This window comes from Gelidibacter mesophilus DSM 14095, from assembly GCF_000423005.1.
GTDB lineage: Bacteria > Bacteroidota > Bacteroidia > Flavobacteriales > Flavobacteriaceae > Gelidibacter > Gelidibacter mesophilus.
The window spans coordinates 637,048-663,910 of the sequence record NZ_AUHD01000001.1 but is presented as its reverse complement, the minus strand read 5'-3'; the positions used below and the strand labels follow the sequence as shown (position 1 = coordinate 663,910).

Sequence of the window (26,863 nt, the reverse complement as noted above, 5' to 3'; positions counted from 1 at the left end):
AGACGCCGTTTTAAAATTAAAAATTGAACACTGAGATCAAAACTGAAGACTAGAAGCACATACAATCAATAAAATATAGATATAAATAGAATGAGATTAGAAAAACATAGTAAAGCTTGGAATGAAATAAAAACAAACGATTCTTGGGCCATTTTCAAAATAATGGGGGAATTTGTCAACGGTTATGAAAAATTGAGTAAAATTGGTCCCTGTGTTTCCATTTTCGGTTCCGCCCGTACCAAGCCTGATCATAAATATTATAAATTGGCCGAGGAGGTTGCCAAAAAAATCGTAGAACATGGTTACGGTGTCATCACTGGTGGTGGCCCGGGAATTATGGAAGCGGGAAATAAAGGAGCTCATATTGCAGGTGGCACTTCAGTGGGTCTAAATATCGATTTACCTTTCGAGCAGCATGACAATCCATATATCGACTCTGATAAAAGTTTGGATTTTGATTACTTTTTTGTTAGAAAAGTCATGTTTGTAAAATACTCCCAAGGCTTCGTTGTAATGCCGGGCGGATTTGGAACCTTGGACGAATTGTTTGAGGCCATCACGTTAATCCAAACCAACAAAATTGAAGAATTCCCTATTATTTTAGTGGGAACGGAATTTTGGGGAGGTCTAATGGATTGGGTAAGAACCACACTTCTGGACTCTTTCAATAATATTAGCGACAAGGATTTAGACCTTATCCATCTTGTGGATACTCCTGATGAAGTCATCGAAATCTTAAACAATTTTTATAAAGAATTTGAGTTAAGCCCCAATTTCTAAAACACCCATGGATTATACGGAATTCCATAAGATGCACGAGTTAAGTAAATAACACAATTTAGAGTACATTTCGCAATTCTTATTGAAAGATGTACTCTAAAAAACTGTAACAAGAGGCTCAAAAAGCTGTAATGTTCCAAAATTCATCTCCGTAAGAAAACCACAACCCACAAAAATTCGGTATATATGTTGTCTGAAGTTTATTCTTGCTATTAAAAATTGCATCACGCCCAACACTTATTTAAACCCATAAGTTTAGCATAGCACCTTGAAAAGTCGTATCCTTTTATGTTTTCTGATTTTTTATTCAGTCCTGATCTATGGACAGAATCAAATCACTATTGATGCGCAATTTAATGTTGGGAGTAAGAGTGCGAAAATAGCCCAGACTATTCGCTACCAAAACAACACATCTGATACTTTAAAAACAATTTACTTTAACGATTGGAACAACAGTTTCTCAACAAAGAGAACTCCCTTGGCCGATAGGTTTACAGAAGAATATAGCACAACGTTTCATTTTGCCACCAATGCCATGCGCGGCTACACCAGTATCACCTCGCTAACGGATATCAACCATCAAGAACAGAAACACACACGGTTAAAACAACATCCAGACGTTGTGGAAGTTGAGTTATCTCAGCCATTATTGCCAGATCAATATTATCAAATTCACCTTAATTATAAATTACAGTTTCCGGATGATATATTTACAGATTACGGCTTTACAGATGACAAAGAGTTCAATTTAAAATATTGGTACATCACTCCTGCGGTTTATGATGGTGAATGGCATTATTACAGCAATAAAAATTTAGATGATTTGTTTGTACCGCCTGCGGATATTAGCTTAAATGTAGAGGTTCCAAAAAATTACAGCCTTTATACAGAGCTTGCCATTCAGGATATTACCCAGAAAGATAGCACACAAATCTTCCATTATTACGGAAAGGATCGCGTGGACAGCAAACTTTACGTCAATCGGTTTCCGAAATTTAATTTTGTACAGACGGACAATTTCACGGTCATTACAAATTTAAAAAATGACAATATCATGCCTGTTGACCGCGCTTTCATTACCGACAGAATCACACAATTTATAACCAAAAATTTAGGAGAATATCCGCATGACTATCTATTAGTCACTGATATAGAATATAAAAAAGATGCACTCTATGGCTTGAACCAATTGCCAAAATTCCTGAATCCCTTTCCAGGAAACTTACAGTATGAACTCAAGCTTTTAAAAACAACACTCAAAAACTTTTTGGACAACACGCTTCTAGTTGATTCTCGAAAAGATTATTGGTTAAAAGATGCCATTCAGATCTATTATTTGATGAAATACGTCGAAGAAAATTATCCAGACCTTAAGCTCTTGGGAACCTTGGCCGATTTTTGGGGCATCCGTTCTTTCCATGCGGCCGATCTTAGTTTTAATGAGCAATACAACCTCTACTTTATGCAGATGGCACGCACCAATAGAGATCAAGCTCTTAATTTGTCAAAAGATGAGCTCTTGAAGTTCAACGCCAATATTGCAGGTAAATATAAAGCAGGGATCGGCTTGAAGTATTTGAATGATTTTACCAATTCTGATGTTGTTGAAAGCACTATAAAAGACTATTTGGCAGCTTCTCAATTAAGAACCACGACTTCTACCGATTTTAAAAACTTGCTAAAATCAAGAACTGACAAAGATGTCGACTGGTTTTTTGACGATTATATCAATACCCGAAAAAAGATCGATTTCAGAATCAAGGATGTTGTAAAAACCAACGATTCTGTAACTTTTACCATCAAGAATAAGCGAAAAAATGACATGCCCGTTTCGCTGTTTTCATTAAAAAATGATTCTGTCATCTCAAAAACATGGATTGAACATATCAACGGCTCTAAAAGCGTGACCATCCCTCGTAAGGATGCCACTAAACTGGTCCTGAATTATGATAATTCCATTCCTGAATATAATCTCAGAGATAATTGGAAATCGCTAAAAGGCCAATTTTTCAATAACAAACCCTTACAATTTCGGTTGTTTAAGGATATCGAAGACCCAAATTATAATCAGGTGTTCTTTATGCCCTTGGTAGAATACAACAACATTTATGATGGGATTACCTTAGGCGCCAAGGTGTACAATAAAACCCTGTTAATGAAGAATTTTAGCTATAAATTGAGTCCTAAATATGCTTTTAATTCCGAAACCATAACTGGTAGCGCACAAGCCTACTATACCCATCATATTGAGAATAAAAATCTATTCAGGGTTTCTTATGGGATGAGCGCTAATTACTCTTCTTTTGCAGAGAATGCCTTTGTGACCAAAATCAGTCCGAGCATCTCCTTCTTCTTTAGAGATAACAACAATTTACGATCTGATAAATCCAGTTTTATCAATTTGCGGTATTTGGATATTTCCAGAACCATTAAAGACAACCCCTCATTGGTGGTGACAGATCCAGACTATAGTGTTTTTAACGTCAGATATGTAAATGCACATACCCACTTAATCGATTTTTCTCAATTTTATTATGATTTTCAAGTGGCCAAAAAGTTTGGGAAAATTGCGATGAATTATGAATGGCGCAAATTGACAGAAGGAAACAGACAGTTTAATTTTAGGTTTTTTGCGGGGACATTCCTATATAATAATACCGACCAAAACTTCGACTATTTTAGTTTTGCCCTAGACCGTCCAACTGATTATATGTTTGATTACAACTATTTGGGGCGCTCCGAGGATTCAGGTATTTTTAGTCAGCAGATCATTATTGCGGAAGGGGGATTCAAATCGAAATTGGATCCTGCATTCGCCAATCAATGGATGACTACCGCCAACGTAAGTACTACGATTTGGCGTTATATTGAAGCGTATGGTGATATTGGCTTGGTGAAAAACAGAGGAATCGATCCACAATTTGTCTATGACGCTGGAATTCGACTCAATCTGGTCACGGATTATTTTGAACTCTATTTTCCAATCTATTCCAATCTGGGATGGGAAGTTGATGAACCCAATTATAGCGAACGGATCCGGATTAAATTCACTTTAGATCCTCGAGCGTTATTGGGACTTTTTAGACGGAAATGGTATTGATGCTTCAACGAGGCTGAGAATCGCGTTTTAACTGATATCGATATCGAAATCGGCATTGTCTTCCCGCTCGCCTACCCATCGGCAGCAAAGCAAAGGCAGGCTGTTCAAATGGAAAACAGCTCTAGCCCCATACATTCTTTACAAAGGCAAATGACGTCCTTTGTGTTTAAGTTTTTTCCGAATTTAATTAATTCCAAGTCTTAGTTCATAATATATTGAAATTTGATAAGTTTGTAACAGTGCACAATTCCTGTATTAAAAACCGATTTTAAATTCTATACTTAATTAAAATATTCATGACTAAATCCATTTTCTTTAGCCTCCTATTCTCATTTCTTTTCATTAACAGTTACGCGCAGCAGAGTGAGCTTTCTGTCGAAAAAATAATGCAAGACCCAAAATGGATGGGAACATTTCCTTCAGACTTAAAATGGGATCAGAACAGCAGCGCCATTTATTTCAATTATAACTTAGACCAAGATCCGGCCGATTCCTTGTACCGTATCCAATTGGCCAATCCTAAAAAAATAGAAAAAGTAAGTTGGACTCAGGAAAAAGAGGTTGATTTTGCCAGAGGAACTTTTAACAAATCAAAAACCAAAAAGATTTACTCCAAAGGAAACACACTTATAATTTTTGATATCAAATCAGGAAAAGAAACTGAATTACTGCAATTTCCAGAGAATATCAGCAACCCAAATTTTTTGGCCAATGAAGATGGAATTGCTTTTGTAGCCAATGCTAATGCCTACCTCTACTCCCAAGAAACAGGCATATTAAAAAAATTGACCCAGATTAAGTCTGGTGAAGATTCTAAAAAGAAAGATAAAGAACCCTCAGAGAAAGCGGCGCTTTTGGAAGCAGAAAATCTCAAATTGCTGAGTGTGGTTAAAGAGCGTGAAGACCAAAAAGAATTGGATAAAAAAATAAGGGAAGAACGCAAGGAAAAGGAAGCCTACACCTATTATTCCGGAGATAGCCAAGTCTCCAACCTACAAGTGTCTCCAGACGCCAAATATGTAACGTTTACGCTTTTCCAACGTGGTAAAAGTGATGCCACCATCGTTCCTAATTATATTGATGCTTCAAGTTATACTAAAGATTTGAATACGCGTTCTAAAGTTGGTGATGACCAAACAAAAGTCGAATTGGCCATCTACAATCTTGAAAAAGATACGGTGTATCAAGTTACGACGAATACTCTTCCGGGGATTAAAGATTTACCAGACTATGTAAACGATTATCCGGATAAAGAATGGGAAGAAAAAGAACGCGACCTTATTGTGTCTCAGGCTTATTTCTCTGACAATGGACAACATGCTATCGTTAACGTACGCTCAAAAGACAATAAAGACCGCTGGATTGCAAAATTGGATTTAACCACTGGCGATTTGACCAATTTGGACCGCCAACGTGATGACGCTTGGATTGCTGGACCTGGTATTGGCTGGTCTATGGGTGGTGGCACATTAGGCTGGTTGCCTGACAATAAACATATTTACTTTCAATCTGAAGCTACGGGATATTCACATTTATATCTTTTAGATGTTACAAATGGCACTAAAAAAGCCTTGACTTCAGGAACTTTTGAAGTTTTTGATCCGTTTATCTCCAAGGATCAGAAAAACTGGTATTTAACAACGTCTGAGGTCGGTCCTGGCGAAAGACATTTCTATAAAATGCCTTTAATGGGCGGGAAAATGGAACAATTGACCAGCATGACCGGCAATAATAATGTATCTCTATCTCCAGACGAAAAAACGCTTGCCATTCTTCATTCTTACAGCAATCAGCCCTGGGAACTTTATTATAAAAAGAATTCCGCCAAAACTGAGGCCACCCCATTGACCTCAGGACAATCTGATGTTTTTAAAAGCTATAATTGGAGAGCGCCGCAACTCATCACTTTTAAAGCCGAAGATGGATCCCAAGTTCCTGCGCGACTTTACGTGCCTGAGGCCTCAGTAAAAAATAATGCTGCGGTTGTTTTTGTCCATGGCGCTGGGTATTTACAGAACGTCCATAAATGGTGGTCGTCTTACTTTAGAGAATATATGTTCCATAATTTACTGACCGATTTGGGCTATACCGTGATCGATATCGATTACCGAGGAAGTGCAGGATACGGAAGGGATTGGCGTACCGGAATTTACCGCCATATGGGTGGAAAGGATCTATCAGATCAAGTAGATGGCGCCAACTATTTAGTGGAAAATTACGGGGTTGACAAAGATAAAATTGGCATTTATGGTGGAAGTTATGGCGGATTCATCACTTTGATGGCACTTTTTAATGAAGCGGACACCTTTACTTCTGGCGCAGCATTACGATCGGTTACTGATTGGGCGCACTACAATCACGGCTATACGTCCAATATTTTGAATGAACCATTTAATGACCCCATAGCATACGAGCGTTCTTCTCCCATCTATTTTGCAGAAGGTTTAAAGGGCAACCTGCTCATCGCTCACGGGATGGTAGATGTGAATGTCCATTTTCAAGACGTGGTCAGATTGGCGCAACGCTTAATTGAATTGGGCAAAGACAATTGGGAAATGGCCGTTTATCCGGCAGAAGACCATGGTTTTGTAGAACCAAGCAGTTGGACGGATGAATATAAACGGATTTTGAAACTTTTCAATTCGACCTTGCTGGAAAATTAATCATTTTTAAAAGACGCAATTAATTTTAAAAACATCACATAGATTTACAATTTATGGGATGTTTGAGTTAATACCCATAACAAGCCCGCCTTGCCTTGTTTAACCTTTTTGATGAACCGGCTATCCATATATGTGTTTTTTGATAGATGCTCTATTGAAGTTTTCAGCATTAAAAGTTATATATCTCGATTGTTCTAGGCGGAATAACCGTTTTAATAGCTCGCCAAACACGATCTTATAGTCTTTAAGGATCTTAAGCCAGATTAACCGCAATTTATAATTACCCCACATTAACAACTTAATTATCAGCATTTGACCTCCAGTCTTTTAACCGCTTTTGAGATGATAATTAAACGTTAATTCACTCCTAGGTTAACTATTTCGATTGCAAAACCCGTCTGATTTGACTACTTTTGCAATAACCAAAAATCACCTTATGCAAACGACGCCAAAAACGACCAAGGACATATCCTTTGAAGAATTTCAATCAGAGATTCTGAGTGATTATAAAATTGCGATGACCAGCAGAGAGTGCAGTTTGCTGGGCAGACGCGAAGTTCTGACAGGAAAAGCCAAGTTCGGAATTTTTGGTGACGGAAAAGAAGTGCCGCAATTGGCTTGGGCCAAAGTGTTTCAAAACGGCGATTTCCGTTCTGGGTATTACCGTGACCAAACTTTTATGATGGCTATTGGCCAACTATCCATCCAGCAGTTTTTTGCAGGTTTATATGGAGATGCAGATATCAATCACGATCCTATGTCCGCAGGGCGTCAAATGGGAGGTCATTTTGGCACCCACAGTTTGGATGACAAAGGCGAATGGAAAAATCTGTTACAACAAAAAAATTCAAGTGCAGACATCTCTCCTACTGCAGGACAAATGCCACGACTTTTAGGGTTGGCGCAAGCCTCGAAAATATATCGAAATGTGAAGGGCATACACAGCCCTAAATTTTCAAATAAAGGAAATGAAGTCGCTTGGGGTACCATAGGAAACGCGAGTACCAGCGAAGGCTTATTTTTTGAAACCATCAACGCAGCCGGGGTATTGCAAGTTCCGATGGTCATTAGTGTTTGGGATGATGAATATGGCATTTCTGTGCATGCAAAGCATCAAACCACCAAAGAAAGTATTTCTGAGATCCTAAAAGGTTTTCAACGCGATAACGACAATAAAGGCTATGAAATCTTAAAAGTTAAGGGCTGGGATTATGTTGAATTAATAGAAACCTATCAACGTGCGTCAAAAATTGCGAGAGAAGAGCATGTACCTGTACTTATTCACGTTGTAGAATTAACCCAACCCCAAGGGCATTCCACCTCTGGTTCTCACGAGCGCTACAAAAGCAGGGAGCGTTTAGAATGGGAAGGAGATAATGATTGTATCCGTAAAATGCGCGAATGGATCATCGCCAACAGTATTTCTACAGAATTGGAATTGGATACTCTTGATAAAAACATTAAAAAGAAAGTCAGAGAAGGTAAAAAAGCAGCATGGGAAAGTTATCAAAACCCAATTAAAGAAGAGCAGTTACAAGCTATTCAACTTCTGACCAAATTAGCGAATGTGAGCACCAACAAGGTATTTATTGAGCGGGTGATCACGGAATTATCCAATGTTTCAGAGCCTATCCGAAAAGACATTGCTTCTGCCGTGAGAAAATCTTTGCGCTATGTCATCTCCGAAAATTCTGCAGAAAAAGAGAATACTAAGGAATGGATTGATGCCTATATGGTCCGGATTCAGCCAAAATACAGCTCACATTTATTTAGCCAATCAAAAAAATCGGCCTTACATATCAAAGAAGTGTTACCCACTTATGATTCAGCCGCAGAAGATGTGGATGGGCGTTTGGTACTTCGTGATAATTTTGATGCCATTTTTAACAAGCATCCTGATGCGTTAATCTTTGGTGAAGATGCCGGAACCATTGGTGATGTCAATCAAGGTTTAGAAGGTTTACAAGAAAAATACGGCGAACTTAGGGTTTCTGACGTCGGAATCCGTGAAGCCACTATTTTAGGTCAAGGGATTGGAATGGCCATGCGTGGTTTACGCCCAATTGCTGAAATTCAGTATTTAGATTATATCCTCTATGCGCTTCAAATTATGAGCGATGACTTGGCCACCTTGCATTACAGAACCCAAGGCAAACAAAAAGCACCATTAATTGTAAGAACTAGAGGCCACCGACTAGAAGGCATTTGGCATTCAGGATCGCAATTGGGAGGCGTTTTGAATTTGATACGTGGAATACATGTGTTAGTACCTCGTAATATGACCAAAGCTGCAGGTTTTTATAATACGCTTTTAGAAAGTGATGAACCCGCTTTAATTGTAGAGTGCTTAAATGGCTACCGTCTTAAAGAAAAATTACCACTTAATTTAGGAGAGTTTAAAACCCCTATTGGGGTGGTAGAAACCCTTAAAACCGGAAAGGACATCACCTTAGTATCTTACGGCTCTACGCTTAGATTGGTACAAGAAGCCGCCAAAGAATTATTGCAGGTTGGTATTGATGCTGAAGTCATTGACGTACAGTCTTTATTGCCTTTTGATCTCAACCATGATATCGTAAAAAGTGTTGCCAAAACCAACCGGATGATGGTCATTGATGAAGATGTTCCTGGAGGAGCATCCGCCTATCTTCTCAATGCGATTTTGAACGAGCAGAATGCGTATCAGTATTTAGACAGTCAGCCAAAAACTTTGGCCGCACGTCCACACCGACCTGCCTATGGCACTGATGGCGACTATTTTTCAAAACCTTCAACCGAAGATATTTTTGAAAGTGTCTATACCGTGATGCACGAGGTAGATCCTGATGCGTATCCTAAATTGAGATAAAAGCTTTTTTTTATGGGAACTTTATTGCAACAAACGTATATTTATTGCAAAATTAAATTTTCATTAAAATTCTTCTTAAATATTCCCTAGTTCTTCTAATGACATTAGTTGGAACTGTGGCCGTATCGCAAAACGAATCGGCAAATTGGTATTTTGGAGAATTTGCCGGGCTCAGTTTTAATAGCGGCACTCCGCGCCCTCTTTTAAACAGTCAACTCAATACGGATGAAGGCTGTGCAACCATTTCGAGTCCCGAAGGTAATTTGCTCTTTTATACAGACGGTACTACGGTTTGGAACCGTCAACATCAGAGGATGCTCAACGGCTCAAATTTAATGGGCCACAGCTCTAGTACCATGTCTGCACTTATTATTCCGAAGCCAGGAAACAGGGATGCCTTTTATATATTCACCGTGGATATGCCCAGTTATTATTTAACACAGAGAAAACCCATTAACGGGATCAATTACTCTGAAGTTGACATGACCTTAGATAATGGCTTAGGTGGTATTGTGGACACTAAGAAAAACACCCATCTGATTACCTATAACGTCAATGATCCCATAGAGAATGAATATAAAACTTCAGAAAAAATAACCGCTGTTACCCATAGTAATGGCAATTCTATCTGGGTCATCACACAATTCACAAATAAATTTTATGCGTTTCACGTGGATGACAACGGGGTCAATTTAAATCCTGTAATTTCCACGGTGTCAAATGCAGTGTATCCTCGATTGGATAAAAAAGGATCCAACATTAGTGCTATTGGGTATCTTAAAGTTTCACCAAATGGTAAAAAAATAGCCATTGCCCATAGCTCTACCGCATTAGGAGGAAAAAATACAGGTTCCAAAAACACGGGAGAAGTTTTACTTTATGATTTTAACAATACCACTGGGACAGTAAGTAACCAAAAGGAAATTATTAATGGGACGTACCCCTATGGGGTTGAATTTTCGCCAAATTCAAAATTGCTTTATATTACCACGGGCAACTTTACAACTGAAGATATATTTATCAGCAGTAATGTTTTTCAATATGGCGTAGAGACTTTAAATGTTTCAGCAACTCAAAAAACAATCCATACGTCCAATTTTGTTGCAGGCGCACTACAACTCGCCATAGACGGGAAAATTTACAGGGCGGGATACAAGGTTTTTGGAGAGGGCACACACTTGTCAGTCATTAATAAACCCAATGAAATTGGAGCTGCAAGCGACTACCGGCACAATGTCATACAGCTTGGTGGTAAAGCATCCAAACTTGGTCTTCCGCCATTTATACAGTCTATTTTTAAGTTTACTTTTGATTATAAAAACACCTGTTTAGGTGACACTACCGAATTTTCGATTACCACTGAAGACCCCTACGACACTGCGTTTTGGGATTTTGGGGATGGGCAAACCTCCACAGCACTAGCGCCTGAGCATACATTTTCTCAACCAGGGGCTTATAATGTAAGCCTCTCGCTGACGTTGAACGGCGTTACAAACGACCCATTTATAAAAACAATTATTATTTCTGAACCACCCGCAGTACTTCCAACCCCATTTGAGTTGGTGCAATGCGACTCTTTTGACCAAGATCCAAATGATGGCATCGCCACTTTTAATTTAGAGTTGGCCAATGGTCCATTGACCTACCATACAACAGCTCCTATCAGTGTATATTACTACCACACTGAGGCCGATGCGTTGAATGATGAAAACCTTAGCACGTCTCTTGATCCAATTTATAGAAATAAGTACCAACAAGAAATCCTCATTGCAAAAGTGTATAAAGCCGGAACAAAATGCTTTAGTCTGGCCACAATAAAGCTCACCACAGTGCAATCAACTATGTTAAGTGCATTTGAATTGTTTGGATGTGACCCACAAAATAATGGCCATGCCAGCTTTAATCTGGAAACGGCGCGGCAAACAATTATTGCCGACCTCAATTTACCAAATAATGTGAGTGTCTCATTTCATCAAACGCTCAGTAATGCTGCCATTGGTATCAAGCCAATTCCTGATGATTTTCAGTCTACGGCCACCACGCTTTATATAAGAGCACAAAGTGACGATATCTGTTATGGAAGTGGACTATTACATTTAAAAATCAAACCATTTCCTGGTTTAGAAAATCAAATGATTTCCGTTTGTCAAACTGATTTTCCTATCGTGCTTAATTCAGGTGTTGCGCCTTACCAAATTGATAGCTACAACTACCTTTGGGGTGAAGGTCAAACCACCAACAGCATTGAAGTGCATGAGGCAGGAACTTATCAGCTTCAAGTGAAAGACCCTATTCTTTCTTGTGAAACTACAATCACCTTAACTGTTGTTCAAAATGAAATTGCTTCTATTAAGAACATTTCGGTGGATGCTAATTCAGCGACCATTACTTTGAACCCGTCTATTGAAGGTTTTGAATTTGCGATAGACAATGAATTTGGGACTTATCAAACAAGCAACCAATTTCCAAATCTAACCCCCGGAACCCACACTGTATTTGTACGTGACGTTTATCAGTGCACCACTATTTCTAAGGTTTTTTATAATATTGGGTTTCCTAAGTTCTTTACACCCAATAACGATGGCATCAATGACTTTTGGAACATTAAAGGCCTAGATCCAAATACGCCTTCCAATAACCTTATAAAGATATTTGACCGCTATGGCAAATTGTTATTTTATTTTAATCCATTACAATCTAAAGGATGGGACGGAACTTACAATGGTCAATTACTTTCTCCTGATGACTACTGGTATATTTTTAAGCTATCTGAAGACATCACACATAGCGGACATTTTAGTCTAAAAATTTAGTAAAAATTTCAACTTTATTTTCAAACGACAAATCCTCAGTGAAAATCCGTGAAATTCGTGTCTAAAAACCCCAAAATCATCCCGCAGAATTCGCAGATTTCCACAGAAATGAAATACAAATCAATCCGCATTAAATAGCCCGAAAACAAACAACCAGCGGGCACTAATTAGTGAAATCAAAAAAACACAATAGTTCCAACTTTATTTTCAAACGAAAAATCCTCAGTGAAAATCCGTGAAATTCGTGTCTAAAACCCCCAAAAGCATCCCGCAGAATTCGCAGATTTCCGCTGAAATGAAATACAAATCCATCCGCATTATATAGCTTGAAAACAAACAACCAGCGAGCAATAATTCGTGAAATCAATAAACCTAGAATAATTCCGACTTTATTTTCAAACGACAAATCCTTCGTGATAATCCGTGAAATTCGTGTCTAAAAACCCCAAAATCATCCCGCAGAATTCGCAGATTTCCACATAAATGAACTATAAATCAATCCGCATTAAATAGCTCGCAAACAAACGACTAACGGGCAATAATCCATGAAATTCGTGTCAAAAAATTCAAGAGCCCAAGTGCAAAACCATACTGACTACATCATCCAAGACTTAAACCAACTCCAAAAATCAGAAACAGCAATCCATTCAGTGTCACCCAACCGATCAATAAGGCAAACCTGCATTCCATTAATCGCCATAAATTCTGCGTAAACTCCAAAAACCAACAGAAAAAACATCGCTATTAACAATTAGATTTCGTTATATTTACCCCCTAACAAATCCAATCTTTTATTTAAAAAATGAAAAATAGTATCAACGATTTTGGCCTACTCATCCTTAGAGTCGGCTTTTCAGGAATGCTCTTAACCCATGGAGTTCCAAAAATTAACATCCTTCTTGATAACCCTTCCGGTTTCGCAGATCCTTTAGGGGTTGGTGGCACAGTTTCTCTTATCATGGCAATTATTGGAGAAGTAGTGGCTCCTATCCTTGTCCTTATTGGTTTTAAAACACGAATTGCTGCTATTCCAGCTATCGCTACTATGGCAGTTGCTGCCTTTGTGGTCCATATTAATGACCCGTTTGGTGTTAAAGAAAAAGCCTTACTCTATCTGATTGGATTTATAGTTATTGCCATGGTAGGTCCGGGAAGATATTCAGTGGATGGCGGAAAATAATCAGCAATGAAAGCCGTTTCTGTTGTGACCATAAAGAAAGAATTAAAGCATCGCTCCTCCGAAGAATTGTTGGAGCTTTGCTTGCGTCTTTCTAAGTTTAAAAAGGAAAACAAAGAACTCCTCACCTATCTACTGTTTGAATCCCATGACGAATCTGGGTATATCCAAACGGTTAAAGCCGAGATTGATGAACAATTCGAAACCATCAATACCAACAGTTATTTTTATATAAAAAAAAGCATTCGTAAAATTCTGCGAAACATTAAAAAGTACGCCAGATATTCCCTAAAAAAGGAAACGGAAGTAGAACTGCTTCTTTATTTTTGTACGATTCTCAAAGATTTTAAGCCATCCATTTTTAAAAACACTACGCTCACCAACCTCTACGATCGGCAAATTATAGCCATTAAGAAAATAGTGGAAAAATTGCACGAAGATTTGCAGTACGACTATAATCTGGAATTAGAAATTTTAGAAGATGCAAGTCATAACGCTAGAGTTTATAGGTTATGATGTTGGGATAAGACTCCAATCATATGATCCAATCATTAACAATAGTTTCTAATGCCCATGAGATATTTAATAGTTCTGATACTTTTGATTCAACTACCACACACGGGGTGGGCTCAGAAAAATGCAAGTCGCAACACTAATAGTTCAACCATCATTTCCAAACAACAAGCGGGACAGGACAACATCATTTTCACCGATTCCACGTATGGCTACGGTGTGGTCATTCCTAAATGGTGGACCATAAAAGAAACGCCGAGTGCTAATTTATTTGGAGGCACGCTTCCTGAAATCGGCAATTCCCAAAGTGCTCTTTTAATCAAATCTTTTGAAAAGGACAAATTCAAAACTTTGAACAACTTTGAAAAATGGGTGATTACGGGCTACAGATCTGGAGATACGCCTAAATGGTCCAACGATCAAAAAGTGCTTTACAAAAAGAACTTGACAGAATTTGCCAACATTGGAAAAGCCTATAAAGTACAATTAAAAACAGAAGACAGTTTTTACAACTGTTGTTATATCATTGTGGAAACCTCCAAAGCATTTCTATGGATTGATTTAACGGCAACCCGGGACAATTATGACGCCAATTTCGAAAAACTGGAAACCATTATGCTTGGGTTTAAAATTTTATAAACAAAAAAAAACGTGAAGCACTATTTCTGGTGCTTCACGTTTTTAAAAATTAGGAATGGTTCACGTTAATTATGCCTAAGAGCATCAATCAACTCACTTTTGTCCATTTTGCTTCTGCCTTTAATACCAATGTTTTTTGCTTGCTCATACAGTTCAGCTTTAGAGCGTTCTTCATAAGCTTCTGCTTTTCCTCCTTTTTTACCAGGATTTTTGGTATTGGCAATCCGCGCTGCTTTTGTTTTACTGTAACCTTCTTCTCTTAAGGCTTCATAGCGTGCATCATTTTTAATGCTTGGGCCATGATCTTTTTGTTTTCCCATAATAAGAGTTTTAGAGTTCGTATTTCAAATCTTATGCAACCTGATCCTCATGTTTCCCTTCATAAACTTCTTCTACCAATTTGGCATTAAAAGCAGGTAAATCCTTTGGCGATCTACTCGTTACCAAACCTTCGTCCACCACCACTTCTTCATCTACCCATTTGGCACCGGCATTGATCATATCAGTTTTAATAGAACCGTAAGATGTCATTTTCCGATCTTTTAAAACATCAGCTTCGGCCAGTAACCAAGGTCCATGGCAGATGGCACCGACCAGTTTATGGTTTTCAAAAAATGATTTCACAAAAGCTACTGCTTTTGGGTTCTGTCTTAAGGTATCAGGATTGATCACCCCGCCTGGCAACATTAACGCGTTATAGTCCTTTTGACTCACGTCGTCCAAGGTTTTATCCACCTTAAAGTCTGATCCCCAATTGCCATCGGTCCAAGACTTGATTTTTCCAGATTTTTCAGAAACAATATGCACCTGAGCGCCTGCTTTTTCTAAAGCTTCTTTTGGGGATTTCAATTCGCTTTCTTCAAATCCGTTGGTTGCTAATATGGCTACTGTCTTTTTATTTAAATTTTCCATGACATATAGTTTTTGATTATTATTTACCTCAATTTAACAAAAAAATAAGCCGTCACAAAATTGTAGCGCCGCTTTAACCTAAGCTTAACATGAGATGTTAAGGAAACTTAAAATGGAACAGCATGATGGTGATGCTTATCCTGAGGACAATACAAATGATTTATTAAAATAAAAGCTTAACAATTAGTGATTGATAAATGGTTGGAGATGAATCTCAATGAGCATAAATTATATAAAAGCCATTATCAATTTCTGAATAATGATGTGTCATACTTGAAATAAAAAAGCCAGATTAGTGAAAACTATCTGGCTCAAATTTATAGTCGACTTAATTTTTATTCAATAATTATCTTCTTAGTCATGGTTCCAGCGTTGGTCTCGAGCATCATAATATACAGCCCTTTGGAAAGATGCGATACATTAATTTGACGATTATTTAAAGCGACTTTTATTGTTTTCCCCAATACATCATATAAAGAAACATTGGTTACTTCAATATTAGCCGGCATTTTTACAGAAATTAAATCATGAGCTGGATTTGGATAAACAGACACTTCAGTTATTTTATTTTCGTTTACGCCCAAGGCTGGCGAACCTTTCATTGTCCAAGCAAAAGAATTTGCAGGTTCACCGATTAAATCACCAATGCTCGCCCAATCTGTTGCACCCGCTTGAAATAAATCTTGAGGGTCAATTAAAAGCGCTTCAAATGGTGCTTCAGAAGAAGACAAGTACCAGTTCCATCTTCCTTCATCAGTAGGAGAACCAACTACAGATGGATAAATAACCATCCAATAAGTTCCGGCAACAAGTGTTGGAGACTCACCACCATTTGCACCTGAAAGATTAATTGTAATGGATTGATTTTGACCTTCCCCAGTGATCGCGTAATTTTCTGAAGCTATTCCTTTCAACTCCACAACGCCGGCATCTGCTATTTGTGGCTGAAAACCAAATCCAGGAGTGCCTTCATTATTTGCATAGATTATAACGTTGAAGGCAGTGGTAAAACTTATCCCAGTTCCATTGCTAAAAAAACCATGAAAAGTAATGGAATTCAATCCAAACCCTTCAGTTACAGTAAAACTATCGGCAGCATAGACGCCCGTACCATCACCACCTTCTGCAGAAATAACCGAGGTTGTGCTCCCTATTGGTCTGTCAATTATATCAATTTCTTGGGCAAACGCTAAGGTGCCAAATAATAGTACTATTATTAAAGTAATTTTTTTCATAATGTCGTTGATTGTTAGTTAAGTAATATTCTGAGTTCTTTAAAAACGAAATCAAAAACACTTCGTTCATTTAAAAGGGGTTACATAAAAAATTCAGGTGCAAAAATAACCGTTTTTATATAAAATCCTCAAAATTAAGTAAGGGTTTGTAAAAATCTGTCCACCTTGTTTAATATTTCTGATCCCATCCCCAAACCGTTTTTAATCAATGTAAGGGAACGAATAAAATCATGATTTACTAAACTTGCCGAAATGAACCAAAAATTTCATGGATTAAAGAATAGTCAAGTCAAATCTTAAGGTAGCAACAAAATTTCTATCCGATTAGTAATAATTTCATCCATCTACTATTCAATCCTTTATAACATCACAAACTCATAAATTAACAACTGTTTAACATTTACCCATACACTCAAAGTTAATTACAGCATTTCAACGATTTTTTTTCATTCAAGACTATCATCCTTCTATATTTATGCTCCCTCGTTGAACAGCACATATGCAGTTCTCAATTTTTCTATTTCAAGAACCTAACTCTTGAAATGGATTTTTGTGTTAACAATATTCTATAATTATGAAAAAACATTACACCAACGTTCTGCAATTGGTATTGCTAACACTATTTATGGGGACCTCTTATGGGCAAAATGTCGATGAAACTTCAGGTTCTGGCTCTAGTATTGCTCCTGCCAATGCGGTTTCCGCAACCGTACAAATCTGGGGTGCTGGAGGCGCTGGAGGAGGTTCAACAACAAGAAATAGGGGTGGTGCCGGTGGTGGTGGTGGTGCATACTCCACACGAACTTTTACAGTTGCTCCAGGCCAGACCATTACCTATTCAGTTGGAAGTATCGCAAATGGAGATAATGGCAGTGGAGCAAATGGTGGCAATAGCACAATTATACATACTAATTCAGGAACAAATATGGCGGCCAATGGTGGTCAAGGTGGTGGTGGCAATAACGGAAGTATCGGAAGTGGCGGCACTGCTACGGGTGGAACAACCAATACACCAGGCCAAAACGGAATTGCGGGAGGAAGCCCTGGCGGTAAAGGCGGCAATGGAGCAGGACCTGGCGGTGGAAATGGAGGTGCAGGATATAATAATGGGAATGGCGGTAGTGGAAATAATATAGGCGGCGGCGGCGGCGGCGGCCGCACAACGTCTTTTTTCTCAAATCGTTCTGGCGGCAACGGTGCCAACGGTCGTGTAGTTATTACTTATACTATTGTTTTAACACCAACAATTTCGTCATACACACCCTACCCAGTTTGTTCGGGAGAAACTGTAACACTAACAGGGACCAACTTTACAGGTGCTACGTCGGTAAGATTTAATGGTGTCAATGCGACTTCTTATAATGTTGTCAACACTACTCAAATCACAGCGGTGGTGCCAGTTGCTACTAGTGGTCCAATCACGGTAACAACGCCAGGAGGCACTGCTACCAGTGGCAGCATAACTATCAATTCATTATCCACGGCACCAACAGGTATTACTGTTTCTGGTGGAAATACAACAATTTGTGCTGGAAACCCTATTACTTTAACTAGAAGTGGTGGAAGTTTAGGAACAGGCGCTACGGTTGAATGGTTTTCGGGTAATTGCGGAGGAGTGGGATCAGTATCTCTGGGATCTGGTAATACTATAAATCCTACGCCTTTGGCTACTACAACCTATTATCTAAGATATACTGGTACTTGCAACACCACGACTTGTGCATCCGTAACTATCACCGTAGAAAATCTTGTAACAGGCGGTCTTATTTCTGGTGATGCCACCGCATGTCAGGGCGACACTAAAACTTACACCGTTACTGGAATGTCTAATCAAACCAGTTATTTGTGGACGGTACCCACTGGAGCTACCATTATTTCTGGATCACTTACAAACAGCATCACGGTTAGTTATTCACCAACAGCCACGGTAGGTTTGGATGCGGTTACCGTCACAGGTTCAAACACTTGCGGCGATCATACAGTCACACTGCCAGTTACTGTAAATACAGCACCTACCATTAGTTTATCTTCAGCGGCTGGAACAGATAGCCAAACCCTATGTATCAATACGCCTATCACACCAATAACCTATGCCATTGGTGGTGGTGCGACCAGCGCCACGCTATCTGGTACTTTGCCAGCGGGTGTGAATAGCAGCTTTAGCGCAGGAGTTTTTACAATTAGTGGAACTCCTACATCATCAGGTCCCTTTAATTTCACTGTAACTACAACCGGTGGCGCATGTGGGACGGTAGATTTATCTGGTACTATCCAAGTTGATGCTGAACCAACGCTTACTTTAACTTCTGTTGCATCAAGCTCTAATCAAATTCTTTGTATTCTTACACCGATTGCTAATATTACGTATACTGTTGGAGGTGCCGCAGACGATGCCTCTGCGACTGGATTACCAGCCGGGGTTGCAGGAAGTTATGCCTCTGGTGTTTTTACCATCAGTGGATCTCCAACTGTTGCAGGTCCTTTTAATTATACGGTTACCACTTCAGGAAGCAGCTGTACGCCAGCCACCATTACCGGAACCATGACAGTTAACCCATTACCAGATCCTGCAGGCACTATTTCCGGACCAGCAGCGGTGTGTCAAGGTGAAACAGGCGTCACGTATACCGTTCCTGCAATAGCGAACGCAACGGATTATAACTGGACTTTACCGCCACTTGCAACCATTGTTGGAGCTTCAAATACCAATTCTATTGTAGTTAATTATAATATAGCGTCGACTTCAGGAAATGTGACCGTGGAAGGCTCAAATGCCTGTGGTGTTGGCGTTTCTTCTACCCTACCAGTAACGGTTAATATCACGCCTTATATTCCTAACAATTATTCTGTTGACGTCTGTAGTGGAGAAGAAGCTATTTTTACACCAGCAAATGGCGGTGGCAATATCGTACCTCCTGGAACTTCCTATTCCTGGGGATTACCATCAGTAACTGGTGGGATTACCGGTGCAACTGTTGAAACAGGACAAACTAACTTTAATCAAACATTGGTCAATCCAACCAACATTGCACAAACCGCTTCTTATAGTGTTACCGCAACAACAGCAGGATGTTCGGCATCAACCTTTACTTTGATAGTTACGGTTTATCCTAAACCCGAAGGTGCAGCGTCACCAGCAACCCAAACAATTTGTGCTAACTCGCCTATCTCAACCATCAATTTTTCAGAAACCACAGGTATTTCTGGAACGATAGACTATAGTTGGACAAGAGACAATCTCTCTGTTGGAGGTAGTATTGCCACTTCTGGAAATGGAACAAGCATCTCGGGTAATCTTACAAATACAACCAACACCGCACAAACCACAATATTTACTGTAATTGCAACCTCAGAGTATGGCTGTGATTCAGAACCGTTTACAGTAAGTGTAACGGTAAACCCAACACCAACGGTAGCAGCAAGTTCAACAACCCAAACCATCTGTTCAGATGACACGATTACACCAATACTATTGACTAATCCGAATGGTGTTACGGGCACCACATTTTCATGGACTCGAACCAATGATAGTAATATCACAGGCATTCCCAATGGCAATGGTACTTCTATAACAGGAGCGCTAACCAACACCACCAATACACCACATACAACAGAATTTACCATTACAGCATCTGCCAATGGATGTCCATCTTCAACCACTACGGTATCTGTAACGGTTAATCCAAAGCCAACTGTTGCAGTGAATCTGCCTACGCAAGCAGTTTGTGGTGGCGATCCAATTTCGGATATTGTAATTTCTAATCCGAATACTGTATCAGGTGTTACATACAGCTGGACAAGAACTGATGGTACTGTTCTTGCTGGACTAACCAATGGTACAGGATCCACTATTTCTGGAACGATCAACAATCCTTCTAATATTAACCTCACGGCAATTTTTACAATTACAGCGACTTCAGGAACTTGCTCTACAGAGACCACCGCAAGTGTTCTTGTGAAGCCAACACCGTTGATCGTGGCTACACCACTAACCCAAACAATTTGTAATAATACATCCGCCTCCATTGCTTTAAGCATAACGAATACTAGTATTTTGGGAGCAGCTTACAGTTGGACACGGATTGACAATCCTGATGTAACTGAATTAGGGCCAGGCAATGGTACTGGTTCTGGTAATATTACGAATACGCTCCAAAATAATACGACTATCCCACAAGATGTTACATATATTATTACAGTCACTAGACAAGGTTGTAGTAGTACAACTACTGCTACGGTTACGGTCAATCCACCTTTAGAAGAACCCATTATATCAGACAATCAAGCGGTATGCTTATTGGCGAGACCTACAAAATTAAATATTGACAACCTTGCTGAGCTAGGGGGATCTGGAACATATACTTATCAGTGGCAAAGAAGTGATGATGGCGTAGGAGGATGGACGAATATTGGAGGAGCTAATGCAGATAGTTATCAACCGCCAACAATACCCTTGTTTGGTGCTCAAAATTATTATTATCGTGTAAGAACTATAAATAGTTGCGGAACTGTATTTAGTAATCCCGTCTTTATTCAAGTTATTTCAAATGCTGGATTCGATTTTAATGTCGATGATGATTTAAATGGCGCAATATGCCCTGGAGAAACATTTTTACCTTCGCTAGAATCTGTCCATGCAAGTAGTTCTGCTGTTCGATACAGCTGGACGGCTGACAGTAACTTTATCACTGATGCAACCGGAGGTCCAATAGGTACAACTGGTGGTAGCTTCTTTTTTGGTCTTTTTAGAACTTCAATAGGAAATATTGGTCCACTTACTGTAAAAAATAACACCAACGCTACAGTAACTACTGAATTAGAAATTACACCTGCCGTCTATGAGTACGCAGGAAACAATCCAGGCCCTAGTGATTTTATTTGTAGTATTTCACCACAATATATAAATGTTACCATCAGACCGACACCTGTTGCAACCCCTACCCTTGCGAACAATACCATTTGTAGTGGTGACAGCCCTGGCATTGAAATATTTGGTAATATCACAGATGCTGACATGCAGTTTATTTGGTTCAGGGATACGCCTACTGGCATAACTGGAACCCCTGCGGGTGGAACTTCTGCTAATATTGCTCCGGGTACTGCATTTCCAATTCCTGGAACACTGACAAATACTTCCGCAGTTACGCGAGAAGTGACTTATACTATTACACCACGATCAAATGGATGTTTGGGTACATCAATTGAAGTAAAAGTCAATGTAGCACCTAACGTTACTCCTGGAGCCATAGAAGCCGAACAAGTGGTTTGTACCAATGGTGATCCTGTTATATTTACAGAAACTACACCTGCTACTGGTTTGAATTTAGGCTACCAATGGCAAATAAGTACCACAAGTGCAACTACTGGATTTACAGACATTATTGGTGCTACTAATGAAACTTATGATGCACCTGGACCATTAACTGAAACCACTTGGTACAGAAGAATTGCAATTTCAACCGTAAATGGCGTGAGTTGCTCTTCTGCCGCAACAACGGCTATACGTGTAAGAGTCAATACTATCAATCCTGGAACTATAACTGGAGATCAAACGGTTTGTAGCCCGGGTGATCCTGTGACTTTTACTAATAGCGCTCATGCGACTGGCGGTATTGGTACAAGATCATACCAATGGCAGATGAACACTGTCGGTTGTGGGGAACCAGATGGTTCCTGGACAAATGTTGGTGGCAATAGTGCAACATATAATCCACCTGCTGGGTTATTGGTAACCACCTATTATAGACGATTGGCACAATATGCTACGAGTTCATGTTTTGAAGCCAGCAACTGTATCACGGTTTATGTCAATGATGTTACTGGAGGTACGGTGGCAGCTGATCAATCTATTTGTGGCACTAATCCTGATCCTTTTACAGAATCTACAGCATCAACAGGCACTGGAGCATTAACCTATCAGTGGCAAAGTAGTACGACCAGTAATTCTGGTCCTTGGGCAAATATTTCTGGGGCAACTTTAATAACTTATGACGCACCCGCAGTTCCTGGCGTAACAACCACAACTTATTATAAGCGCGTGACGTTCTCAACCTTAAATGGTGAGGCTTGTCCTGCAGACAGTAACGTTCTAACCGTTACGCCTTCTGATTTGACGGCTGGTCAAATTACAGGAAATATAACGGTGTGTTATGGAGAAATCCCAGCGCCTTTTGGAGTTGTAACTCCTGCAATAGGTAGCGGCTTATCCTACCAATGGCAATCTAGTGCCACTGGAGGTATCCCTTGGACAGACATTGTTGGAGCTACCTCTGCGACCTATACCTTTACCTCAGGCATCACCACAACTACCTATTTCCGTCGTGTCGTGACTTCTGGAATAGGATGTACAGCTATTTCTAATTTTTCAACGGTGTTCGTAAACAATATTTCGGCATCTACAATCGTTGGTAATCAAACGGTTTGTAATACTCAAAATCCCGATGCGTTTACTGTAGCTACCGCAGCTACAGGTACAGGTACGCTGTCCTATCAGTGGCAAAGTAGTACGGTAAGTGCTACTGGTCCGTGGACAAATATTAATTTAGAGACTGGAGCAACCTACAATCCACCGGTGCTTTCACAAACCACCTATTATCAAGTTGTCATTACCTCAACATTGAACGGTATACCGTGTACAACCGAAAGTAATCCAATTGAGATAACTGTTGAGCCTTTTGTTGCAGCTGTTGCGGGTAATTTGACACCAATAAACAACTGTAATGACACCGAGATCACTCTGTCCGGAAACGGCACAGGAACGTGGACGGCGGTTACTACAACTCCAGGGGCGCTATTTAGCTTCTCAAGCACCACAGACCCTAATGCAACGTTCACAGGAGAAAGTGGTAGTAATTATAATATTACTTGGACTATTGATAATCCATCATCTTGTGCGGACGATAGTGTTACATTTGCTGCCAATTTCCCAGCTTGTTTAAACGATATTGATTTTAACGGGACTAATAATTATACCAATTTTAAAGACAAGTTCGATTTTACTACGGATTTCAGTATTGAGCTATGGCTAAAACGTAATACGAATGCTGCAACAAAACAAACTTTATTTTCAAAACGTGATGCTAATGACTTAAGCAAAGGTTATGATTTAAGTTTAGAAAACGGACAATTGACTTTCAATTGGGATGCCAGTGGTTCAATTCAAGCTACTCAAACCCTGAACAACTCGAGATGGTTCCATGTTGCTGTGACCCATATTGCTGGTACCTACAAATTATATATAGATGGTATTGAAGTTACCACTGGAACCGGCTCACGCCCTACTCCTAATACAGTCAACGCCTTACTAGGTGCAACTGGAAAAACAATTGGTGTACCACAAGATTATTATAATGGGTCTGTGGATGAACTCCGTATTTGGAACACTGGCTTGACAGAAGGTCAAATCCGCGAGATGATGAATCAAGAAATCGAAAGTAACGGCACTGCGGTTCGTGGTTCTGAGCTTCAGCTTAACATCGCAGGATTGGATTGGTCAGACTTGGCAGGTTATTACCAAATGAATCAAGGTACTTCGGATGTTACGGCTGGTCAACTGGCTGATAATTCAGGATTGAGCAATGCTGGTACGCTAACTAATATGGTTTCTAATCAGTTGGAATCGGCGCCGCTACCTTATACAACTTCAGGTAACAACACCAATTGGGATGCTCCAACCACTTGGACAAACGGAGGTGTTCAACAAACACCAAACTCACTTGGAATTGATGGTATTATTTTTATTGATTGGAATATTGTAAGAACGGGCCATAATGTCACCGCCACAAATAAGGATGTCACAGTATTAGGACTGTTGGTGGATGCTGGCAGATTGACTATTCGAAATACAGATCCTATTGATGGCCAAAGCATAGAGGTGACGAGATATCTTAACATCAATAATGGTGCTATTCTAGATCTTGTTGGTGAATCACAATTACTACAAAAAACTGACGAAAGCATACTCGGGAATGGAACTGGTATTTTGGAACGGGATCAACAAGGTACTGGAAATATGTTCAATTATAATTACTGGGGTAGTCCAGTAAGCACTGGTGGTACTGTAGGCGCTAGAACCTATGATTTGAGAACTATTATAAATGATGGTAGCGATCCAGTAACTTGGGTGCCGCCATCTACGTTCATTCCAACAACATCCCCTATCTCCATAAGCACCAGATGGTTGTACACCTACAAGGGAGATGCTGACGATTATGATGTTTGGAAGAAGATAAATCCAGATACGCCAATTGATGTGGGCGTTGGATTCTTAATGAAGGGTGGTGGATTAAATACTGCCCCAGATAAAAATTACACCTTTAAAGGTCGACCAAACAACGGAACTATTTTGGTGCCAATTGGAGGACCAAAACAAGCTATCGTAATTGGCAATCCATATCCATCTGCTATAAATGCATTTGAATTCATTGTTGACAATGACAGCGTACTTTTAGATGGAACGCTCCAGTTTTGGCAACAATCACCAAACGCATCAACTCATGTCTATGCGCAATACCAAGGAGGTTACGGATATCTTACATTATCAGGTGGAGTACCACCAGCAAGTCCTCCAGATATTGCTGGTATAGGTGGGGCAACAACTGAACCTGAGCAGTATATTCCTGTTGGACAAGGGTTCTATGTAAATGCTAGTACTAGTGGCGGTAATATTACCTTTAAAAATAGTCATCGCGAATTTGCAAAAGAATCAGATGGAGAGTCTGTATTTTTAAGAACTTCAGAAAGTAAATCAAATACGGTTCAATCAAGGTCTTCTTACTTAAAAGATATTCAACGCATGCGTCTGGCGTTCAAAACCCCAGAAGGTGCCATTAGAAACTTACTATTGGCCTTTACACCTAATAATGCCGCAACAGATGGGATTGATTATGGATTTGACGGGTTAAATGGTGACGAATTTCCTAGTGATCTTTTGTTTGCCATTGAAGGTAAAAAGTTCGTGATCCAAGGTGTAGGTGCCTTTGATATTAACAAAAAGTATCCTTTGGATATGACTTTAGGAATTCCTGGAAACGTAGAACTTGCTTTAACAGAACTAGAGAATTTTGAAGAGCCAATTGATGTTTATGTGCATGATGCAGTATTGGACACCTATACCAAAATCAATGAGGTCAGTTATCAAATGGATATGAAACCAGGCAACTATCCCGATCGTTTCTCTATCGTATTCCGACCAGATGAAACTTTATCAATCATTGACCAAGACTTTAAGGATATTAGCGTTAAATATCTGCAAAAAACAGATGAAATCTATGTAAAAACCCCTGCAAGTATTGAAGTACGCCAAATATACTTGATCAATATGGCAGGACAATCCGTAAGATCTTGGAACATGACCAATATGAATTTCTCACAAGAGTTTAAGATTCCTGTTAAGGACGTTTCGGAAGGCAACTACATTCTTCAAGTAGAATCTGGCACGAACAGCTATAACAAAAAAGTGATCATTAAATTCTAATAAAATTTTAACCAACTTGTGATGATTAATCGTCTATTCTTTAACTGAGGATAGACGATTTTTTTTTGGAACGAATGGAACGCGGACCTGCCCGTCCGTTCAGGCGAGTGACGCAGATTTGTGCAGATTTCTTTGGACACGGATGGCACGAATTACACGAATACTGCAAAACTTATATGCTTCTATAATGTATCAGCGGACAGCCAAGATTTAACAGAATTACACGAATTTTAAGGAATTAAAGCTCACAGGTTTTAGCTTTTTAATATAAATGGTGAATGGTTAGATAATCCTTAACCCTTCCGACTTCATCCCGCTTTCTCGGGATGAAGCCACCTTCCCTTGAAATAAGGGAAGGAGCTCTTATGAATGGGAGATTTTTCAAAATTTAGCAACAAATCTAAAGCACCCTCTTTCAGATATCTGCGAATTAGCACCGGTTCTCATGTTGCAATCAACTTAATTCTCCTCCTTTTAAAGGAGGAGTGGATGCGATTCCCGAAAAGGAATCGAAGACGAGGTGGTTAAATTCAAATGTTATAAAATTAAAAATGTTGTCTAAATCAGGAAACCTGTGAGATTTTTGGCATTTTAATTAAGACCGTGAAATAAATTAGAGCTAAAACCTTCCGTCTTTATACCATTCTCCCGGGATTAAGCCACCTTCCCTTAAAAAGAGAAGAAATCCGTTTTGTTATAATCATATTT

Annotated in this window: 13 protein-coding genes; 9 read left to right on the top strand and 4 right to left on the bottom strand. The window is 39.4% G+C overall.

All coding sequences use genetic code 11. The features are described 5' to 3' along the window. Nucleotides 1–90: 90 nt before the first annotated feature. From G525_RS0103070 to G525_RS21605, 5 genes are all read left to right on the top strand, one after another. Nucleotides 91–780: an LOG family protein gene (locus G525_RS0103070; protein ID WP_027124851.1), complete on the top strand. Its 690-nt coding sequence runs from the start codon at nucleotides 91–93 to the stop codon at nucleotides 778–780. Nucleotides 781–1,048: 268 nt separating this feature from the next. After that, complete coding sequence (locus G525_RS0103065) at nucleotides 1,049–3,880, top strand: gluzincin family metallopeptidase (protein WP_027124850.1); 2,832 nt, start codon at nucleotides 1,049–1,051, stop codon at nucleotides 3,878–3,880. A 296-nt stretch (nucleotides 3,881–4,176) separates the two neighbouring features. Continuing rightward, nucleotides 4,177–6,543: a S9 family peptidase gene (locus G525_RS0103060; protein ID WP_027124849.1), complete on the top strand. Its 2,367-nt coding sequence runs from the start codon at nucleotides 4,177–4,179 to the stop codon at nucleotides 6,541–6,543. 436 nt (nucleotides 6,544–6,979) lie between these two features. Then, nucleotides 6,980–9,391, top strand: a complete 2,412-nt coding sequence (locus tag G525_RS0103055; protein ID WP_027124848.1) for an alpha-ketoacid dehydrogenase subunit alpha/beta — start codon at nucleotides 6,980–6,982, stop codon at nucleotides 9,389–9,391. 98 nt (nucleotides 9,392–9,489) lie between these two features. After that, nucleotides 9,490–12,204 carry a T9SS type B sorting domain-containing protein gene (locus tag G525_RS21605; RefSeq protein ID WP_027124847.1) on the top strand — a complete coding sequence of 905 codons (2,715 nt, stop codon included), beginning with the start codon at nucleotides 9,490–9,492 and terminating at the stop codon, nucleotides 12,202–12,204. Nucleotides 12,205–12,799: 595 nt separating this feature from the next. On the opposite strand, the gene G525_RS22185 is transcribed toward G525_RS21605, so the two are convergent. Next, nucleotides 12,800–12,943, bottom strand: a complete 144-nt coding sequence (locus G525_RS22185; RefSeq protein WP_157491863.1) for a hypothetical protein — start codon at nucleotides 12,941–12,943, stop codon at nucleotides 12,800–12,802. Between the two features lie 63 nt (nucleotides 12,944–13,006). Between G525_RS22185 and G525_RS0103040 the strand changes: the two genes are divergently transcribed. The 3 genes from G525_RS0103040 to G525_RS0103030 are packed head-to-tail and all read left to right on the top strand — an operon-like array spanning nucleotide 13,007 to nucleotide 14,533. Beyond that, on the top strand, nucleotides 13,007–13,384 hold the full coding sequence (locus G525_RS0103040; RefSeq protein ID WP_027124846.1) for a DoxX family protein: 378 nt from the start codon (nucleotides 13,007–13,009) through the stop codon (nucleotides 13,382–13,384). 6 nt (nucleotides 13,385–13,390) lie between these two features. Then, nucleotides 13,391–13,897, top strand: a complete 507-nt coding sequence (locus tag G525_RS0103035; protein ID WP_027124845.1) for a hypothetical protein — start codon at nucleotides 13,391–13,393, stop codon at nucleotides 13,895–13,897. A 57-nt stretch (nucleotides 13,898–13,954) separates the two neighbouring features. Continuing rightward, a complete protein-coding gene (locus G525_RS0103030) occupies nucleotides 13,955–14,533 on the top strand; it encodes a hypothetical protein (protein ID WP_157491862.1) in 579 nt (192 codons plus the stop codon). Between the two features lie 65 nt (nucleotides 14,534–14,598). On the opposite strand, the gene G525_RS0103025 is transcribed toward G525_RS0103030, so the two are convergent. The 3 genes from G525_RS0103025 to G525_RS0103015 all read right to left on the bottom strand — a co-directional run bounded on the left by G525_RS0103025 (nucleotide 14,599) and on the right by G525_RS0103015 (nucleotide 16,680). Then, the gene (locus G525_RS0103025) at nucleotides 14,599–14,853 is read right to left on the bottom strand and encodes a DUF7218 family protein (RefSeq protein WP_027124843.1); all 255 of its coding nucleotides are present in this window, start codon (nucleotides 14,851–14,853) and stop codon (nucleotides 14,599–14,601) included. Between the two features lie 31 nt (nucleotides 14,854–14,884). Beyond that, nucleotides 14,885–15,445, bottom strand: coding sequence for a type 1 glutamine amidotransferase domain-containing protein (locus G525_RS0103020; RefSeq protein ID WP_027124842.1), 561 nt, complete (start codon nucleotides 15,443–15,445; stop codon nucleotides 14,885–14,887). 335 nt (nucleotides 15,446–15,780) lie between these two features. After that, on the bottom strand, nucleotides 15,781–16,680 hold the full coding sequence (locus tag G525_RS0103015) for a T9SS type A sorting domain-containing protein (protein WP_027124841.1): 900 nt from the start codon (nucleotides 16,678–16,680) through the stop codon (nucleotides 15,781–15,783). 574 nt (nucleotides 16,681–17,254) lie between these two features. On the opposite strand from G525_RS0103015, the gene G525_RS0103010 reads away from it, so the two are divergent. Further along, complete coding sequence (locus G525_RS0103010; RefSeq protein WP_027124840.1) at nucleotides 17,255–26,155, top strand: PKD-like domain-containing protein; 8,901 nt, start codon at nucleotides 17,255–17,257, stop codon at nucleotides 26,153–26,155. Nucleotides 26,156–26,863: the final 708 nt, after the last annotated feature.

Excerpts from the sequence above, each read along its gene's own strand:
- G525_RS0103070 (WP_027124851.1), top strand. The coding sequence starts at position 91 with ATGAGATTAGAAAAACATAGTAAAGCTTGGAATGAAATAAAAACAAAC.
- G525_RS0103060 (WP_027124849.1), top strand. The coding sequence starts at position 4,177 with ATGACTAAATCCATTTTCTTTAGCCTCCTATTCTCATTTCTTTTCATT.
- G525_RS0103055 (WP_027124848.1), top strand. The coding sequence starts at position 6,980 with ATGCAAACGACGCCAAAAACGACCAAGGACATATCCTTTGAAGAATTT.
- G525_RS21605 (WP_027124847.1), top strand. The coding sequence starts at position 9,490 with ATGACATTAGTTGGAACTGTGGCCGTATCGCAAAACGAATCGGCAAAT.
- G525_RS22185 (WP_157491863.1), bottom strand. The coding sequence starts at position 12,943 with ATGTTTTTTCTGTTGGTTTTTGGAGTTTACGCAGAATTTATGGCGATT.
- G525_RS0103040 (WP_027124846.1), top strand. The coding sequence starts at position 13,007 with ATGAAAAATAGTATCAACGATTTTGGCCTACTCATCCTTAGAGTCGGC.
- G525_RS0103035 (WP_027124845.1), top strand. The coding sequence starts at position 13,391 with ATGAAAGCCGTTTCTGTTGTGACCATAAAGAAAGAATTAAAGCATCGC.
- G525_RS0103030 (WP_157491862.1), top strand. The coding sequence starts at position 13,955 with ATGAGATATTTAATAGTTCTGATACTTTTGATTCAACTACCACACACG.
- G525_RS0103025 (WP_027124843.1), bottom strand. The coding sequence starts at position 14,853 with ATGGGAAAACAAAAAGATCATGGCCCAAGCATTAAAAATGATGCACGC.
- G525_RS0103020 (WP_027124842.1), bottom strand. The coding sequence starts at position 15,445 with ATGGAAAATTTAAATAAAAAGACAGTAGCCATATTAGCAACCAACGGA.
- G525_RS0103015 (WP_027124841.1), bottom strand. The coding sequence starts at position 16,680 with ATGAAAAAAATTACTTTAATAATAGTACTATTATTTGGCACCTTAGCG.
- G525_RS0103010 (WP_027124840.1), top strand. The coding sequence starts at position 17,255 with ATGAAAAAACATTACACCAACGTTCTGCAATTGGTATTGCTAACACTA.